Source organism: Limnobacter sp. MED105, from assembly GCF_000170915.1.
Classification (GTDB): domain Bacteria; phylum Pseudomonadota; class Gammaproteobacteria; order Burkholderiales; family Burkholderiaceae_B; genus Limnobacter.
This window is the reverse complement of record NZ_ABCT01000001.1, coordinates 244,730-258,924: the sequence shown is the minus strand read 5'-3', so window position 1 is coordinate 258,924 and position 14,195 is coordinate 244,730. Positions and strand designations below refer to the sequence as shown.

17 protein-coding genes are annotated in these 14,195 nt (G+C 51.2%); 3 read left to right on the top strand and 14 right to left on the bottom strand.

Going from position 1 to position 14,195, the window contains the following annotated elements; all coding sequences use genetic code 11:
* Positions 1 to 20: 20 nt before the first annotated feature.
* From LMED105_RS01210 to LMED105_RS01195, 4 genes are all read right to left on the bottom strand, one after another.
* Complete coding sequence (locus LMED105_RS01210) at positions 21 to 386, bottom strand: MarR family transcriptional regulator (protein WP_008247386.1); 366 nt, start codon at positions 384 to 386, stop codon at positions 21 to 23.
* Positions 383 to 670 carry a DUF6516 family protein gene (locus LMED105_RS16970; RefSeq protein WP_008247384.1) on the bottom strand — a complete coding sequence of 96 codons (288 nt, stop codon included), beginning with the start codon at positions 668 to 670 and terminating at the stop codon, positions 383 to 385. Before LMED105_RS16970 ends, LMED105_RS01210 begins: the two co-directional genes overlap by 4 nt.
* A 79-nt stretch (positions 671 to 749) precedes the next feature.
* Positions 750 to 1,979 carry a lipase family protein gene (locus LMED105_RS15985; RefSeq protein ID WP_156799468.1) on the bottom strand — a complete coding sequence of 410 codons (1,230 nt, stop codon included), beginning with the start codon at positions 1,977 to 1,979 and terminating at the stop codon, positions 750 to 752.
* On the bottom strand, positions 1,972 to 2,406 hold the full coding sequence (locus LMED105_RS01195) for a DUF6795 domain-containing protein (RefSeq protein WP_156799467.1): 435 nt from the start codon (positions 2,404 to 2,406) through the stop codon (positions 1,972 to 1,974). Before LMED105_RS01195 ends, LMED105_RS15985 begins: the two co-directional genes overlap by 8 nt.
* Positions 2,407 to 3,068: 662 nt before the next feature.
* Between LMED105_RS01195 and LMED105_RS15975 the strand changes: the two genes are divergently transcribed.
* The 3 genes from LMED105_RS15975 (at position 3,069) to LMED105_RS01180 (ending at position 5,495) form a co-directional block, all read left to right on the top strand.
* On the top strand, positions 3,069 to 3,614 hold the full coding sequence (locus tag LMED105_RS15975; protein ID WP_008247376.1) for a mannitol operon repressor: 546 nt from the start codon (positions 3,069 to 3,071) through the stop codon (positions 3,612 to 3,614).
* 99 nt (positions 3,615 to 3,713) lie between these two features.
* Positions 3,714 to 4,769: a hypothetical protein gene (locus LMED105_RS01185; RefSeq protein WP_008247374.1), complete on the top strand. Its 1,056-nt coding sequence runs from the start codon at positions 3,714 to 3,716 to the stop codon at positions 4,767 to 4,769.
* Between the two features lie 111 nt (positions 4,770 to 4,880).
* Positions 4,881 to 5,495, top strand: a complete 615-nt coding sequence (locus LMED105_RS01180) for a DsbA family protein (RefSeq protein WP_040512033.1) — start codon at positions 4,881 to 4,883, stop codon at positions 5,493 to 5,495.
* 40 nt (positions 5,496 to 5,535) lie between these two features.
* Here LMED105_RS01180 and LMED105_RS01175 read toward each other — a convergent pair whose 3' ends face one another.
* From LMED105_RS01175 to LMED105_RS01130, 10 genes are all read right to left on the bottom strand, one after another.
* A complete protein-coding gene (locus LMED105_RS01175; protein WP_040512162.1) occupies positions 5,536 to 6,312 on the bottom strand; it encodes a ferredoxin--NADP reductase in 777 nt (258 codons plus the stop codon).
* Complete coding sequence (locus LMED105_RS01170; RefSeq protein WP_008247363.1) at positions 6,312 to 6,605, bottom strand: gamma-butyrobetaine hydroxylase-like domain-containing protein; 294 nt, start codon at positions 6,603 to 6,605, stop codon at positions 6,312 to 6,314. The genes LMED105_RS01175 and LMED105_RS01170 overlap by 1 nt, the downstream gene beginning before the upstream one ends.
* Positions 6,602 to 7,468: an ABC transporter ATP-binding protein gene (locus LMED105_RS01165; protein WP_008247361.1), complete on the bottom strand. Its 867-nt coding sequence runs from the start codon at positions 7,466 to 7,468 to the stop codon at positions 6,602 to 6,604. Before LMED105_RS01165 ends, LMED105_RS01170 begins: the two co-directional genes overlap by 4 nt.
* Positions 7,465 to 8,454 carry an ABC transporter permease gene (locus LMED105_RS01160; protein WP_008247358.1) on the bottom strand — a complete coding sequence of 330 codons (990 nt, stop codon included), beginning with the start codon at positions 8,452 to 8,454 and terminating at the stop codon, positions 7,465 to 7,467. Before LMED105_RS01160 ends, LMED105_RS01165 begins: the two co-directional genes overlap by 4 nt.
* A gap of 3 nt (positions 8,455 to 8,457) precedes the next feature.
* Positions 8,458 to 9,921: an ABC transporter substrate-binding protein gene (locus LMED105_RS01155; RefSeq protein ID WP_008247357.1), complete on the bottom strand. Its 1,464-nt coding sequence runs from the start codon at positions 9,919 to 9,921 to the stop codon at positions 8,458 to 8,460.
* Positions 9,922 to 9,983: 62 nt separating this feature from the next.
* The gene (gene fdxA, locus LMED105_RS01150; protein ID WP_040512032.1) at positions 9,984 to 10,325 is read right to left on the bottom strand and encodes a ferredoxin FdxA; all 342 of its coding nucleotides are present in this window, start codon (positions 10,323 to 10,325) and stop codon (positions 9,984 to 9,986) included.
* Between the two features lie 11 nt (positions 10,326 to 10,336).
* Positions 10,337 to 11,284 (bottom strand): HEAT repeat domain-containing protein, encoded by a 948-nt coding sequence (locus LMED105_RS01145; protein ID WP_008247355.1) that lies wholly within the window; start codon positions 11,282 to 11,284, stop codon positions 10,337 to 10,339.
* Positions 11,285 to 11,297: 13 nt separating this feature from the next.
* Positions 11,298 to 11,531, bottom strand: a complete 234-nt coding sequence (locus LMED105_RS01140) for a ferredoxin family protein (protein ID WP_008247354.1) — start codon at positions 11,529 to 11,531, stop codon at positions 11,298 to 11,300.
* Between the two features lie 34 nt (positions 11,532 to 11,565).
* Entirely contained in the window at positions 11,566 to 13,290 is a 1,725-nt protein-coding gene (locus tag LMED105_RS01135) for a fumarate reductase/succinate dehydrogenase flavoprotein subunit (RefSeq protein WP_008247353.1), read from the bottom strand.
* An 11-nt stretch (positions 13,291 to 13,301) separates the two neighbouring features.
* A complete protein-coding gene (locus LMED105_RS01130) occupies positions 13,302 to 14,069 on the bottom strand; it encodes a GntR family transcriptional regulator (protein WP_050771114.1) in 768 nt (255 codons plus the stop codon).
* Between the last annotated feature and the right edge of the window lie 126 nt (positions 14,070 to 14,195).

Sequence of the window (14,195 nt, the reverse complement as noted above, 5' to 3'; positions counted from 1 at the left end):
ATCAGAAAACAAATGTCATCTCAGTGATTAGCTGCGTTTAAAGTGAACCGAATTTCCACCGAGTCGAAAGGCACATGGACTTTCTTGGTTTCTGCAAACTTTTCAACCAAACCATGCTCAATCAGTCTTGTAATATCACTGTGGACATTCGAATAATTGCGTCCAACACGCTTTGCCAAACCGTAAATCGACATGGGCCCAGAGGCTCGAAGCTCTTCTAGAAGGCCGATCCTGGAGGCTGTTAATTCAGATAAAAGAAGTTTTGATGATTCAAAAGTAAGAAAATAGTCAGACGATCTGGTTTGCCCAGCATCCACCTTGCGAGCGGCTTTCAATAAATTATTGAAGATTTCTCCCTTCGCCGCTACTTCAATAATTGCTCTCATCTGATCGGCCTCCAAAACTCGACATCACGCTGAAAATCTTGCATCAGGGTTTCCAAATTACTGAAGACATAGGGCCACTCTTCGTCATTGATGTGACGATGGTCGCCTTTGCCCAATTCATTATCGTACCTAACGCGACACGCACCCGGTAGGCCATAAAACAACCGGTATTTGTACTTGTGAGTGCACGGTTCAAGACTCGCCGGTAATCTCCAGACAACCACCTCAACAATTGTGTTGTCTTCACGTATTTCTTTGGCCTTAATTACCTGAATGGCCTTCATATATTGTATTTTAGCAATATATTGCACGATTGCAATATAAATATCGGGTGAATGTTCTCAATCATTGGTCCAATTAACCTCAACTGGGCCTCTGCACTTTCAACATGGCCTGTTGGGCCCGCCCAGCCATTTCCGTGCTGAACTGGTCAAGAATCCAGTGCAGGGTTTGAATGGTGAGCGCTGTGCCGCTGATCGGTGCACGCCCCAGAAAATCAAGCATGGAATTCACAATGGTGAACACATCGTCGGCCAGTAGCTTGCTGGCGTTTGCAGCTTTCACCAGCACTTCTGAAAGCAGATCAGCCGCTGTAACGGCAAGGCTTAATCCACCCTGCACTGTGACCAGGTAGGCATATCCCATGGAGCGCAACACCTGCTCTGTCAGCTTGCCCACCAGATCGAGCAGCTTGGCATTGAACATGCCACCGCCACCCAGTTTTGCAAACTCCCGCGACAAGTCGGCGTACTGCGACAAGCCATGCGGCATGGGCGAAAAATCGCCCCAACTGCTGCTATAGGCCATTTTGGAATAACCACTGTGCAGCAGATGCGCATCAATACCCACCTTCTCGCCATGCCGTAGTAATAATTCAGAAGACCCGCGCGAGGCGTGCATGTAAGGAAACAAAGGCACCATGGGCACGGGGTCGCAGGGGTTTGCGATGCGCCGAATTTGGCTGGGAGCGAGTTGCTTGGTCATGTCTTGCGCATAACTAACAATACCCACACGCGGTGCGCCAATGGTGTAAAGGCATACATTGAAACCAGCGTCACGCAGCATGCACGCATTCAAATTAGCCAATGCCCCGCCCAAGCTGTGGCCCATGCAGTGAATAGTACTTGGCCGCTTTGCACCACTTTGCGATACAAAATTCACCAACTGGCTTTGATAACTTTTAAAGGTTTTCAGAAACCCACGGTGAAACATATTGCCGCGCGGGCCTATGCCATAGCCTATGTTTGCATTGGTTGCGAGATCAAATTTGTTGTACTGAAAGTTGGTACCGCGCGTGACAAGAACCAGCTCGTTGGCACGGCTGCCGGTGCCGTGTGCGACGAAGCCGAAACCACTGAGCAGGTCGATGTTGAAGAGGCCGGACTTGGCATGAAATAGGGTAACAGTTGAAGTGTCGGCACTACCTTTTCGGAGTCGTAATCTTTTAGCGATATCGTCTGCCGCCGCAACTGCTACCTCTGCAACAGACTGTTTTGGATTTGCTGTCTTATGGCCTCTAAATGCTACGTCAGTGGCATATGCAACATCGGACAGAAAATGAACATGCTTTGGTTCCATCAAAAGATTACTCAAAACCCTTCTCCAACTCAGGCGTTAATTTGACTTTGCAATCAATAATTGGCACTCGCCCCCGAAACATCTGCTTGTCCTTTGTATCGCAGGTAAGTTGAATCACCTCATAACCAGTTTCAACAGCGGGCCCATAGGAGCTTCTCACCACAGAGAACAGCGAAGTTGAAAGCGCCCCCTCAACGAGATTCACGTCAAGCAGGATTGTGGGCACATGAAACAACTTGGCGAGGAATCCGAACTCAGCAGCACCGCGTACTTCCGGGAATTGAAACTGGCCTTCCTTGTCTGTCGACGTAATTTCAGTACGTGGTTCCGCCTCCATATTCCAGTTAATAATTCGCTGCACTTTCAGCCCAGCAACGGGTTTGCCGTGGTCGAGTATTTGCCCCTCAACTGCGGAGGACAGAATGAGGTTGTCTTGCCGCACAGCGTGGGCTCCTTGGGGAATCAAAAATAAGAAGGGGGTACAGGCAAGAGCTAGAAGCGCGAGGTTACGAAAGCGCATGAGTGAGTTGCCTTCAAGGGGAAAGGCAACACAGTAGCAGGGTAATTTATGGCTTCAAAAACACCGCCGTTTCGGGTCACCCGAAAGGGTTGCTGGATTGGCCGAGCCGACAAAAAACTATTGTTCAGATTGAAATAAATCAACTTTGTTAACATGAGATTCCTGTCATGTTAAAAAAAAGCGTTTTCTTTAACATGAGCAGAGTCAATCGGGTGCCGATTTCTCGCAGCGCTTCTGGATAAGTGACCGCAACTTTGAGCAGGGTTTTTGCCGCGCCGGTTGGGCTTCTGAGACCCGGATTCAGTCGTATTCAAATGAATTATTGTGACCTGTCGCCCCGCTGGTAAGGCTGCTTATAGGCCGGCGCGTACATCAGGACTGTTAGCCGACATGTCTGAGTTATTGGCGAAAGCAGACTTCGAAACTTCGGTGGTAGTAGATGATGGCGTTGACCTTCGGAACTAAGTTTCAGGCTGACTATCTAGTGGCGAATAACCAAGGTTTATTTTTCATCCTGTTCATGCGATGCTTTGTAAGTATCTGAAATAGTAAAGTTAAAGAAATCTGTTGCGATATGCGGATAAATGGATATCGCCGTTATTGTTCGACAAATCAAGTTAGATCTCGCGATGGCCAAGCCGCATGATTTGCATTTCTTCGAGTGGAACAACGTGGTCCAGTCGTTCCACGGCGAAACCGACCGAGGGGCCGCAGTAATTGCTGCCGGGTTCGTCGATAACTATCTCGGTCTTTACCTGCGCTCTCTTGCCGTTGACTCGAAGGTTGCCGAAGAACTATTTCAATCCATGGGGCCGCTTTCAAGCTTTAGCCAACGAATTACGCTCGCTCGGGCATTTGGCTTCATATCGAAGCAAGACTATGAAGATCTAACGCTGATTCGGAAGATCAGAAATCACTTTGCACATCACCCATTAGATACGACATTCGGGATACAAGAAGTCTCAAAGCTGTCCATCAAATTGTCTGACTTCAAAACGGCTGAAGAAGCAGCTGCCGGTGATATTACAAAGCAATATCGATACGCGTATTTACTCTCATGTGGTCGGTGTTGTGCTGCAATGTACATGCGGTTGGAGAAGCAGGTCATGGAGGAGTCAAAGACGAAATGACAAGACCTAACCTATCGGTCAAGTGGGACGCTCCGCCGGCAAGCTGGCGGAGCGCCTCTTACCTCCAACGTTATGTGTAAAAGGAATGAGCAAGCAACAATGGCCGAAATGAGAAAAAGCGAAGAGGAAGAGTACCTTGAGAATTACAGGCAGGAACTCGAGCGCGAAAATCAAATGATGCTGTCTAAGTACGAAACAATCATTGAAGAGTTTGTGCAGTACTGTCAATCCATTGATGTCTTTATTGATACCGAATCCATCTCCTTCACACCAACAATAGGCGTCGTTTGCGAACACCCCAATATCCTCTCTGACTTGATGCCGTCTTTACAAAAAGATAAAGAGGGGCTTTACTCTTGGAGCGAACTATCTACAAAATTCAGGATCAACAAGTTCAATTCTGGCTATTTTTACTCTCAGAGTTTTATGGCAATGGCAAGCCCTGTATTTCGCAGGGGTATGCATAGCGTGAATAACTGGGCTCCAAGATTTGTCGAGAAATTTTGGAGTCTAGATATGGAAGGTATAGATGCTTATTTAAGTCTTGATCAAAACCGAGTTCGGATTAATGTGGATAATTCATGCTACAGGGAGGAAGATACTTGGTTTGGCTCACCTTTTAACGAGGATATTTCAGAAATTGCAGATGGTGTAAGCCACCTACGCCCACCTTCTGATTTAGATGCTCACCACTTAGATTTCTTTTTCAATGACGCTTATGCATTGGATATCTGTTGGAGCACAAAAGGGGACATTAAGTCATTCCAAGCTCTCGAATTTAAAGGCCCAAAGAACATCATTCAGATGAACGGCGGAACGTTTCATCCAGTTCGATACGTTCACGCCGAGTACGATTTAATAAAATCTGAATTCAGGCATTTTGATGGCGCAACGCAGTACCATACCCCCGAGGAGTACCTTGTCAGACGGGATTCAAACTTTAGACACAATGTTAAAGAAAAAATAAAGATAAAGCCAAAATCACTCAAATCATTTAAGTTAAATGGCAGTGTATCAGTCGAAACTTGGACAGAGTTGTCCTCTCACTTCTTTGCCAGCAATCCTTTGATTCATGAGTATTTTTCCGGCGGTTATCCACCTTATTTAGTTGACACTTTAGAAAAAATAAGAGCGCGTAGTGCGAAAAACACATAACAATGCCGTGAACGCGAACGCATTTTTCGATCGCAACGCTCACTACAAATTCGCCGGTTACGACTGGCGTTATGCAACAGTAAGCGGTTCTGCGCAGTAAACGGAGTGAGTATGCGATTTTTATACGTCATGGATCCTATGTGTGCCTGGTGTTATGGGTTTCAACCGGAGTTGGATCGGTTTCTAGAACAATATCCTTCAGCGGAGGTGGACTGGATAATGGGAGGGTTAGCGCCTGATACCAAAGAACCCATGAGCGAAAACCTGAAGGAAGCTATTTCTTCCTATTGGCATCAAATAGAAAAGGTTTCTCAAGTAACGTTTAATCACAGTTATTGGGAACGAAACACACCCTATCGTTCAACATACCAAGCTTGTAGAGCAGTGATAGCAGCTGAGAAGTTAGCTGCCAGAATCTCACCAAATATGGCAAAAGCGATTCAATCTGCTTATTACCGTGAGGCCAGGAACCCGTCTTTAGATGAAACGCTGATTGATTGCGCTGGCACAATAGGGTTGTGCGAGGAGCAGTTTTTAGCTGTCCTTCACGCCAAAGAAACTGCACTTGAGTTTCAAAAACATTTGGCAATTACACGTCAACTTCACGTTAGTGGGTTTCCCGCCCTCTTTTACATTAACAAAGAGAATCAGGCTTACCCACTAACTCACGGTTTTTGCAAAGCTGAAGCGCTTTTTGAACGTTTCAGTCCAATCCTGGAAGAGTAAGCACATAACCAAGCGCGCTTAGCAAGCAACACATGCACGATCACTTCTCCACAAACGCCCGCTCAATCACATAATCGCCGCGCTCACCTTGCCGGGGGCTAATCTTTAAGCCCTTGGCATCCAGCAGTTTGCAGGTGTCTTCCAGCATGCTGGGGCTGCCGCAAATCATGGCGCGGTCGTGTGCAGCGTCCAGCGCAGGCAAGCCCAAGTCATCGAACAATTTTCCGCTCTGCATCAGGTCGGTTAAGCGGCCACGGTTGCGGTAGGGTTCGCGGGTTACGGTGGGGTAGTACAGCAAGCGGCCCTGCACCAGTTCGCCAATGTATTCCTGCTTGGGCAGTTCTTCGCGAATGTAATCGGAATAGGCCAGTTCGCTCACGGTGCGCACGCCGTGTACCAGCACCACTTTGTCGAATCGCTCGTAAGTGTCGGGGTCGCGAATAATGCTCATGAAGGGCGCAAGGCCGGTGCCGGTGGCCAGCAGGTACAGGTTGCGGCCATCATTCAGGTCGTCGATCACCAAGGTGCCCACAGGCTTTTGGCCCACAATCAATTGGTCGCCGGGCTTTAAATGTTGCAGGCGAGAAGTCAGCGGGCCATCGGGCACTTTGATGCTCAAAAATTCAAGATGTTCTTCGTAGTTGGCGCTGGCAATACTGTAAGCACGCAGCAGTGGTTTGCCTTCGGCCTGTAAACCGATCATCACGAAGTGGCCGTTGTGAAAACGCAAGCTGGGGCTGCGAGTGGTTTTGAAACTGAACAGTGATTCATTCCAGTGGTGTACTTCCAGCACGGTTTCAAATGCCAAATTGCTCATCATGCAACTCCAAGTTCTCGCAGGTAGGCCCAGGGAAAAATTCCTCGTTCGTGGCCGTCTGCAAATTTAAAGTTCAGGGCGTGTTCGCCCACCATTTCAATGCCAGTAATTGCGCTGCCCTGCACCACGGCTTGCCCTGCGCGCTGCGCAGCCACGCATTCTGCGCACTTGCAATGTGTACGCAGCAAGCTGTGTGGCAATTCACTGATCACCCCATCAGCCCATTCAATGCGTAACAATTGCGAGGCGCGTTGGTCTGTAACCGCAACGGGTTGGATTGATGCGCTGTTCATCGCAACGTCTCCATGCCTTCTTCGCCCAAGTGCCAGCTTTGGCCCATGGTGGCTGGGTCAATTTCGCCACCCATGGCGGCCAGGCTTTCTTCACGAATAAGACTTTTCAATTGCCGGTGCAAGGCTGTGAATACCGGCGAAGCAGTCATCGCCGATGAACGTGGCCGTGGCAAGTCAATTGGAATTTCAGCCTTTATTTTTCCGGGGCGTGCTGTCATCACATACACACGGTCGGACAAAAAAATGGCTTCTTCAATGTCGTGTGTAATAAACAGCACCGAGATTTTCCACTGCTGCCACATGTGGGTCAGAATTTCCTGCATCACCACGCGAGTTTGGGAGTCGAGCGCGCCGAAGGGTTCGTCCATCAGCAACACGCGCGGGCCGGTGGCCAGTGCGCGCACAATGCCCACGCGTTGTTTCATGCCACCGGAAAGCTGATCGGGGTAATGATTTTCAAAAGGCAGCAAACCAGCCAAACCCAACAAGGTTCGCGCCTTGCCTTCGCGTTCATGACGGGCCATGCCTTGCAGCTTCAAACCGAACTCCACGTTCTCGCGCACCTTCAGCCAAGGAAACAGGGAGTACTGTTGAAACACCACACCACGTTCGGCACTGGGGCCATGAATGGCCTGACCATCCATGGTGACCACACCATCGCTGGGCTTCAGAAACCCGGCCACAATGTTCAACAGCGTACTTTTGCCGCAACCTGATGGGCCAACCACCGACACAAACTCACCGGGCTGCACATTCAGGGAAACATCCTGAACAGCAGCAAAACGCGCACCGTTTTGAATGAAGTTCACCTGCACATTGCTCAGTTCAATACAGCCCTCGGGCTTTTTCACAGTGCTGTTCATTTTCCACCTCCGGGCCCGGCAATGTGTTGCCAAGGCATGAGCAAACGGGCCAGCAGCAAAATACCGCCACTGCACAACAGACCCAACACGCCAATTACAATCATGCCCAGCACAATGTTGGGGTACTCAATCAGCGAGTACGCTTCCCAAGTGAAATAACCCACACCGAACTGGCCTGAAATCATTTCCGCTGCAATCAGCGACACCCAAGCCACGCCCATGCCCACTGCCAAACCGGTGAATACATTGGGTAGGGCTGCGGGCAGTATCACTTTGGTCAGCATGGTGAACTCATTTGCACCCAAACTTTTTGCCGCGCGCAGCAGCACAGGGTCAACGCCCTTCACACCCGCCATGGTGTTGATCAGGATTGGAAAGAAGGCGCCAATGAAGGTGATGAAAATAATGCTGCTTTCTGTGGTGGGCCACAGCATGATTGAAATGGGCACCCAGGCAATCGCAGGAATTGGGCGCAACACTTCAAGCGCTGGAAACATGAGGCCCCGCACCACCGCAAAGCGGCCGCACAGCAGGCCCAAGGTGACACCCAGGGCTGTGGCCATGGCAAAGCCCTGCATAATGCGCACCACACTTTTCCAGATGTTGGTTTGGAAGCGCTGGTTTTGCATCAACTCGACCATGTTGGTGAACACTTCACCCGGCGTGGGAATATTGTTGAAGCGCACATAAAAGTCGAGCCTGTACAAAGTGGCCACATACCAGAAGGCCACCAATGCGCCGATCGACAAAAACGTCATCAACGCAGCCAGGCTGTGCTTTTTTGCACTGATCAAAAACAGTTCACGTGCAGGCAGTTTTTCAGCCACTTCGGCTTTGGCACGCGCTGCAACGCGTGGCGCACTGCCGGGTGCGTCCACCGCTTGCAAGGCAGGTTCTTTCGCCCCGGGGGCGAGGGTACTGGCTTTCACCACCGGGGCGTAAGGCTTCGCAGCCGCGGGCATTTGAATTTCAAGAGGTCGGGACATGGTTTATTTCCCCACTACTGCAAGTGCAAGTGCATCGTCATAGAGGCCCACTTTGCCGCCGTTCTTCGCAGCAAAAGCCTCTGCGTCTTTCTTCAACAGAAAGGGCACAATCTCGGGAGTTTTAGCACCGGCTTTCAGGGAATAAAATGCTTTGTCGGCAAATACCTTGATCTTCATGCTTTGGTCGTACACATAGGCCACGCCAATTTTTTTGCCCTCACCTTGGGCTTTCTTAATGGCAGCCAGTGTGCAGTTGGCCGACTTGTAGGCAGTAATTGCGCCGCCTTCAATCCATACTTCACCAGCTTGGCGTGACTCGGTAATCTTGCCGCCGCACAGCGGGTCGGTGCCGCTAATTTCATAGTTGGTGGTGCTGGCTTTTTGCTTGGCGTAGTCCAGGCCCAGTTCTTTAAACGCTTGCTTCACATAGGTTTCATCAACCCATGCATCTGCGTCGAAGTCTTTCACTCGGCCCATGCGTTTCAGCACACCGTGGTCGTATTTCACGGTTTCAACCCACTTGGGCTTGATGGTGGGGTCCAAAGTGTGCACACCGCCTGGGCCTAAAAACATGTAAGCCACTTCTTTCTCAATGCGGGTCCATTCTTCAATTTTTGCGGCAGCCTGCACCGGGTTTTTGCGCACCCAGTCATTGGCTTCCATCAATGCTTTGATGTAGGCCACCACAAACTCGGGGTACTTTTTGGCGAAGTCTTCGCGCACCACCACGCCGTGAAACGTGGGCACTTTGGTTTCAGCACCATCGAAAATTTTGCGGGCAAAACCACGGTAAGGAAGAAGCTCGGCAAACGGCACAAAGTCGGCGTGGCCGTCAATGCGTTTTTCTTGCAGGCTGGAAGTACCCACTTCCGGGCTTTGGCTTGAAAGTTCGAAGTCTTCCGCCGTCCAGCCTCGGTCTTCGAGCGCTTTGAGCAACATACCATGTGCTGCCGACCCAAAAGGCACGGAGAGTTTTTTGCCTTTCAGGTCAGCCAGCTCATAGTAAGGGGAGTCTTTGTGCACCACCACACCGTTGCCTGCGCCTTCCGCGTTGTAGGCAATCAATGCAATCAGGCGGCTTTTGGTTTCATTGCCGTTTTGAAACGTGGCACCGTTCACCAGCAGCGGGTAGTCGCCCATCATGCCGATTTGCAAGGTGTTGGCCACCATGCCGTTGGTCACGGGTGGGCCAGAAGTGAAGTTTTGCCATTCCAGTTTGAATTGAATGTCTTTGAAACGTGGCACTTTGGCCAGGTGCTTTTCGATCAAACCGAGTTCTTTCAACACCACGCCGCCAGTCACCGTGTTGGTGGTGGTGTTTTGTGTACCAATTCCTACTGTGACCACTTCGGCCAGTGCTGGAAATGAAAGTGTGCAGGCCACCAGCGCGCTGGCTGCGCGAATACCGATGGACCTGCTTGCTACCTTGCCCTGTGCTGCGATTCCTTTGAAGATTCCCGTGTTCATGTCAACAATCCTTTTCAATAGACTCGTTTCAAAATAGGTATCAGGTGGACATCTCTTCGGGTTCAGGCCTTGTCTGTGCAGGCTTCTTCCAGGTACTGCTTTTTGTTCGTTACATCAACCCAGGCGTCGGCGTCGGCAAGCGGCTCTTTGGCGCTGTCAATCACCGGCCACTGCTGGGCCAACCGTGCATTGATTTCAATGAATTCCTGCTGGTCTGCGGGCACATTGTCTTCTTCGAAAATTGCGCTGGCGGGGCATTCGGGAATGCACACACCACAATCGATACAGCCTTCCGGATTAATCACGAGGAAGTTCGGCCCCTCATGAAAACAATCCACCGGGCACACCGACACGCAGTCGGTGTATTTGCATTTGATACAGGCTTGCGTCACCACGAATGTCATGGCTGTTCCCCTTAGCTGTGTTTCAGCGTGATGTTGGTCAGTGCCAGTCGGGCCAGTTTGCGTACATCGGGGTCGTTGTCTTCCAGCGCTTTCTCAAGCGCTGGGATTGCCCGTTTGTCACCAATTTCACCCAAGGCAATGGCTGCCTCTTTTCTCAAATTACTCACTGTGTCATTCATGGCTTCCACCAAGGCAGGCAACGCAGGCAAGGCCTTCATCACACCCAAGGCACGCGCAGCTTTCACGCGCACTTGCCAGTAATCGTCTTGCATGGCTTTCACCAATTCATCGGTGGCCTGTGCCATGCCCAGCTTGCCAATGGTGGCTGCGGCTTCTTCACGCACCATCCACACGCTGTCATTCAAAGCCCGCATCAGTGACGGCAATACACTGACCTCATTGGTGTAACCCAATGCACCCACAGCAATACGGCGCACTTCACCATCAGGGTCGTGTGCTGCCACTTCAGCCAACTCACCCACTGCCTCGGCACGCTTCAAGTAACCCAGCACGCCCACTGCTTCACGTCGCACTGCCGGGCTTGGGTCTTTCAACTGGGTCAAGGCGGGCTCGTAAGCTTCGGGCACCCGCAATGCACGCACTGCTTTCAGGGCCAGCGAACGCACTGTGGCATCGGCATGGGTTAGCAAAGGGATCAAGGGCGGGGCTGATTCCGATTCTTTCAATTCAGCAAGCACCAAACCGGCCGCTTCTTGAACCACTGCTGATGTATCTAGCAGCATTTGTGCCAAAGCCGTGACCGTGGTTTGGTCCTCAAAACCTTCCAGTGCACGCACAGCTTCCAGGCGTACATTGGCGTCGGCATCTTGCAGGCAAGGCAGCAGCAACAACTCAATGTCATCTTCATCGCTGTAAGGCAAGTCGATCACAGCCAGTCGGCGCACTTCGGCATCGGGGCTGTTTAGCCGTTCTTGCAGGGTAGGAATTGCAATGCTCATGGTGTGCTCCTTTTCAGCGCAGCAAGAATGGAATGTCCACGTGCACCGCGCCTGTGGGGCAATCTTTTTCACAGGGCAGGCAGTACCAGCATTCATCGAACTTCATGAAGGCTTTGCCGGTGACGTGGTCAATGGCCAGTACGTCTAGCGGGCATACATCCACACACACCGTGCAACCTTTTTCAGCAATGCATTTCTCGGAATCCACCTTGACGGGGACTTGGGTAATTGTTGCGGCCATGGTCATGTTCAGTACCTCTCGTGTTGAGTGTTGGGGCAAATCAAGCGGCTTCACCGACCACGCGCAAGCGCTGGTAAGCATCCATTTCCTTTTCATCGATGGGCACAATGTAAGGCTCGATTTCCTTTTTCTTCATGGCCATTTGGCCTTGTTCGTTCTTGTACAACAGGGTGTGACAGAACCAGTTTTTGTCGTCGCGCTCGGGGTAATCCACATTGAAGTGGTACAGACCCCAGCGACTTTCCGTGCGGAACAGGCTGGCGCGTGCCGCCATTTCTGCGCAGTCGATAATCGAATGGGTTTCCATGGCCCGCATCAGCTCATGCGGGTTGGTGGCCACCATTTGTGCAGCATCGGCGCGCACTTCATCCATGCGGCGCAAACCGATCTGGTATTTGCGCGTTACTTTGGGTGGCTGTAAGTAGTCGTTTACCAAACGACGTGTTTTGTATTCCACCTGGAAGGGTGTGGGGCCATCGGTGCGCAACAGAGGCGCTTCAATGCGGTCGTGCTCGGCTTGTACCTGGGCTTCGTCCAGTTCATTCAAGGTGTTGTCGGCGCAGTAAGCAGCGGCATTTACACCGCAAATCTTTCCGTACACGAATGCACCCAGCATGTAGTTGTGAGGTACGCTGGCGCAGTCTCCGGCAGAGTACAAGCCGGGCACGGATGTTTCACCTTGCGCATTAATCCAGATGCCTGAAGCACTGTGACCGCTGCAGAATCCGATTTCGGATATATGCATTTCGATCATTTCCTTGCGGTAGTTGTTGCCACGTTGTTCGTGGAAACGGCCGCGGCTTGGGCGCTCGTTGGTGTGCAGAATTACTTCAATTTCGCTGATGGTTTCTTCGGCCAGGTGGTCCAGCTTCAGGAACACAGGGCCGTTGCCGCTTTGCAGTTCGCGGTAAAACTCCATCATCATTTGGCCACTCCAGTAATCGCATTCAATGAAGCGCTCACCGGCTGCGTTGGCTGTGTAGCCACCAAACGGGCCGGTTACATAGGCGCAGGCCGGGCCGTTGTAGTCTTTGATCAGCGGGTTGATCTGGTAGCACTCCAGGTTGGCCAGTGCAGCGCCTGCATGGTAGGCCATGGCGTGGCCATCGCCGCAGTTGGTTGGGTTCTCGTAGGTGCCCATCAAGTAGCCGGAAGAAGGCAAGCCCATTCGGCCTGCGGCACCGGTTGCAATAATGGCGGCCTTGCAGCGAATGACATAAAAATCTGCGGTGCGGCAATCGAATCCCATCACACCTGTGATCTCGCCATTCGCACCGGTCAACAGGCGCGTACACACCACGCGGTTGGTCACTTCAACCCTTGTACGCTTGAGCTGACGGTACAACACGCGCTTCATGTTGTGGCCTTCAGGCATGGGCAACACATAACTGCCCAAGTGGTGAACCTTGCGCACTGAATAGTCGCCAGTTTCATCTTTCTCGAATTTCACGCCCCATTTGTCGAGCTCTTGAATCATGTCGAAGCTATTGGCGGCATAGGCCATCACACCTTCCTGGTCCACAATGCCGTCGTTGGCAATCGTGATTTCCTTCACATACTGTTCAGCTGTGGCGTGGCCTGGAATTACCGCGTTGTTCAGCCCGTCCATGCCCATGGAAATTGCGCCGCTGCGTTTCACGTTGGCTTTGTCCACCAACAGCACGCGCAGCTTCGGGTTTTGTTCTTTCGCTTTCACGGCAGCCATGGGGCCGCCTGTGCCGCCACCAATCACTACCAGGTCGTATTCCAAGTCGATGCGTTTCATGTTCACACTCCTCAAGTTCGGTTGATGCGCAAGCGATACTGGAATGCATCGCCCCGGTAATACAGGTATTCAAAGTCAATAGGCGTGTCGCCCGCGTAAGTCATTCGTTCCATGCGCAGCAAGGGGCAGCCCTCGTCCACACGCAGTTGGTGGGCCAGCGATTCATCCGCAGAAATCGCCTCAATTTGCAGATCGGCGTGGGTCAGGTTGTAGCCGTGATCGTTTTCAAGAATCGCGAAAATATCTCGAACCGCCAGGTCTTCCTGCAGCAGCTTTTCACCAATCTCGATCGGGAAATAACTGACATCCACTGAAATAGGTTCGCGATTCAAAAAGCGCAGGCGTTGAATTTCAAATACAGGCTGACCAGGTTTGACATGCAGGCGATTGGCCACCTGCGCGGTGGCTTCAACAGACTTGGCACTGAGCACGTTCGAATATGTTTCGTAACCCGAGGACGACATGGCCTCGCCAAAACCCTGCAAGCGCGACAGGCTTTGAAATGCTTTAGGCTTGGACACAAAACTGCCCTTGCCCATCACCTTGAATATCAGCCCTTCTTTTTGAAGGTCGCCAAGTGCCTGGCGAATCGTGATTCGGCTTACGCCAAACATGCGGATCATCTGGCTTTCAGAAGGCATTTGTGTGTGGGGTGCATACGTGCCATCGAGAATGCATTTGCGCAACTTTTCACGCACCTGGGTATACAAAGGCAATGCCGATACATTCGTATCGAAAGCCTGCTCTTCTACTGCTTTGATCGCTGATTTCTCGCTCATGTTTGCTGCCTGAATCACACTTGTTATGACAGGTCATGATATGCATAGACCGTGCCAGCTTTTGTTGCACCGTAGCAGTGCCGTTTTAACCGTTTTACCTATTTATTACGTGTACTTGCACAGGGT

Bases quoted from the DNA above. Each gene is read 5' to 3' on its own strand.
- LMED105_RS01210 (WP_008247386.1), bottom strand. From the start codon at position 386: ATGAGAGCAATTATTGAAGTAGCGGCGAAGGGAGAAATCTTCAATAAT.
- LMED105_RS16970 (WP_008247384.1), bottom strand. From the start codon at position 670: ATGAAGGCCATTCAGGTAATTAAGGCCAAAGAAATACGTGAAGACAAC.
- LMED105_RS15975 (WP_008247376.1), top strand. From the start codon at position 3,069: ATGGATATCGCCGTTATTGTTCGACAAATCAAGTTAGATCTCGCGATG.
- LMED105_RS01185 (WP_008247374.1), top strand. From the start codon at position 3,714: ATGGCCGAAATGAGAAAAAGCGAAGAGGAAGAGTACCTTGAGAATTAC.
- LMED105_RS01180 (WP_040512033.1), top strand. From the start codon at position 4,881: ATGCGATTTTTATACGTCATGGATCCTATGTGTGCCTGGTGTTATGGG.
- LMED105_RS01175 (WP_040512162.1), bottom strand. From the start codon at position 6,312: ATGAGCAATTTGGCATTTGAAACCGTGCTGGAAGTACACCACTGGAAT.
- LMED105_RS01170 (WP_008247363.1), bottom strand. From the start codon at position 6,605: ATGAACAGCGCATCAATCCAACCCGTTGCGGTTACAGACCAACGCGCC.
- LMED105_RS01165 (WP_008247361.1), bottom strand. From the start codon at position 7,468: ATGAACAGCACTGTGAAAAAGCCCGAGGGCTGTATTGAACTGAGCAAT.
- LMED105_RS01160 (WP_008247358.1), bottom strand. From the start codon at position 8,454: ATGTCCCGACCTCTTGAAATTCAAATGCCCGCGGCTGCGAAGCCTTAC.
- LMED105_RS01155 (WP_008247357.1), bottom strand. From the start codon at position 9,921: ATGAACACGGGAATCTTCAAAGGAATCGCAGCACAGGGCAAGGTAGCA.
- fdxA (WP_040512032.1), bottom strand. From the start codon at position 10,325: ATGACATTCGTGGTGACGCAAGCCTGTATCAAATGCAAATACACCGAC.
- LMED105_RS01145 (WP_008247355.1), bottom strand. From the start codon at position 11,284: ATGAGCATTGCAATTCCTACCCTGCAAGAACGGCTAAACAGCCCCGAT.
- LMED105_RS01140 (WP_008247354.1), bottom strand. From the start codon at position 11,531: ATGACCATGGCCGCAACAATTACCCAAGTCCCCGTCAAGGTGGATTCC.
- LMED105_RS01135 (WP_008247353.1), bottom strand. From the start codon at position 13,290: ATGAAACGCATCGACTTGGAATACGACCTGGTAGTGATTGGTGGCGGC.
- LMED105_RS01130 (WP_050771114.1), bottom strand. From the start codon at position 14,069: ATGAGCGAGAAATCAGCGATCAAAGCAGTAGAAGAGCAGGCTTTCGAT.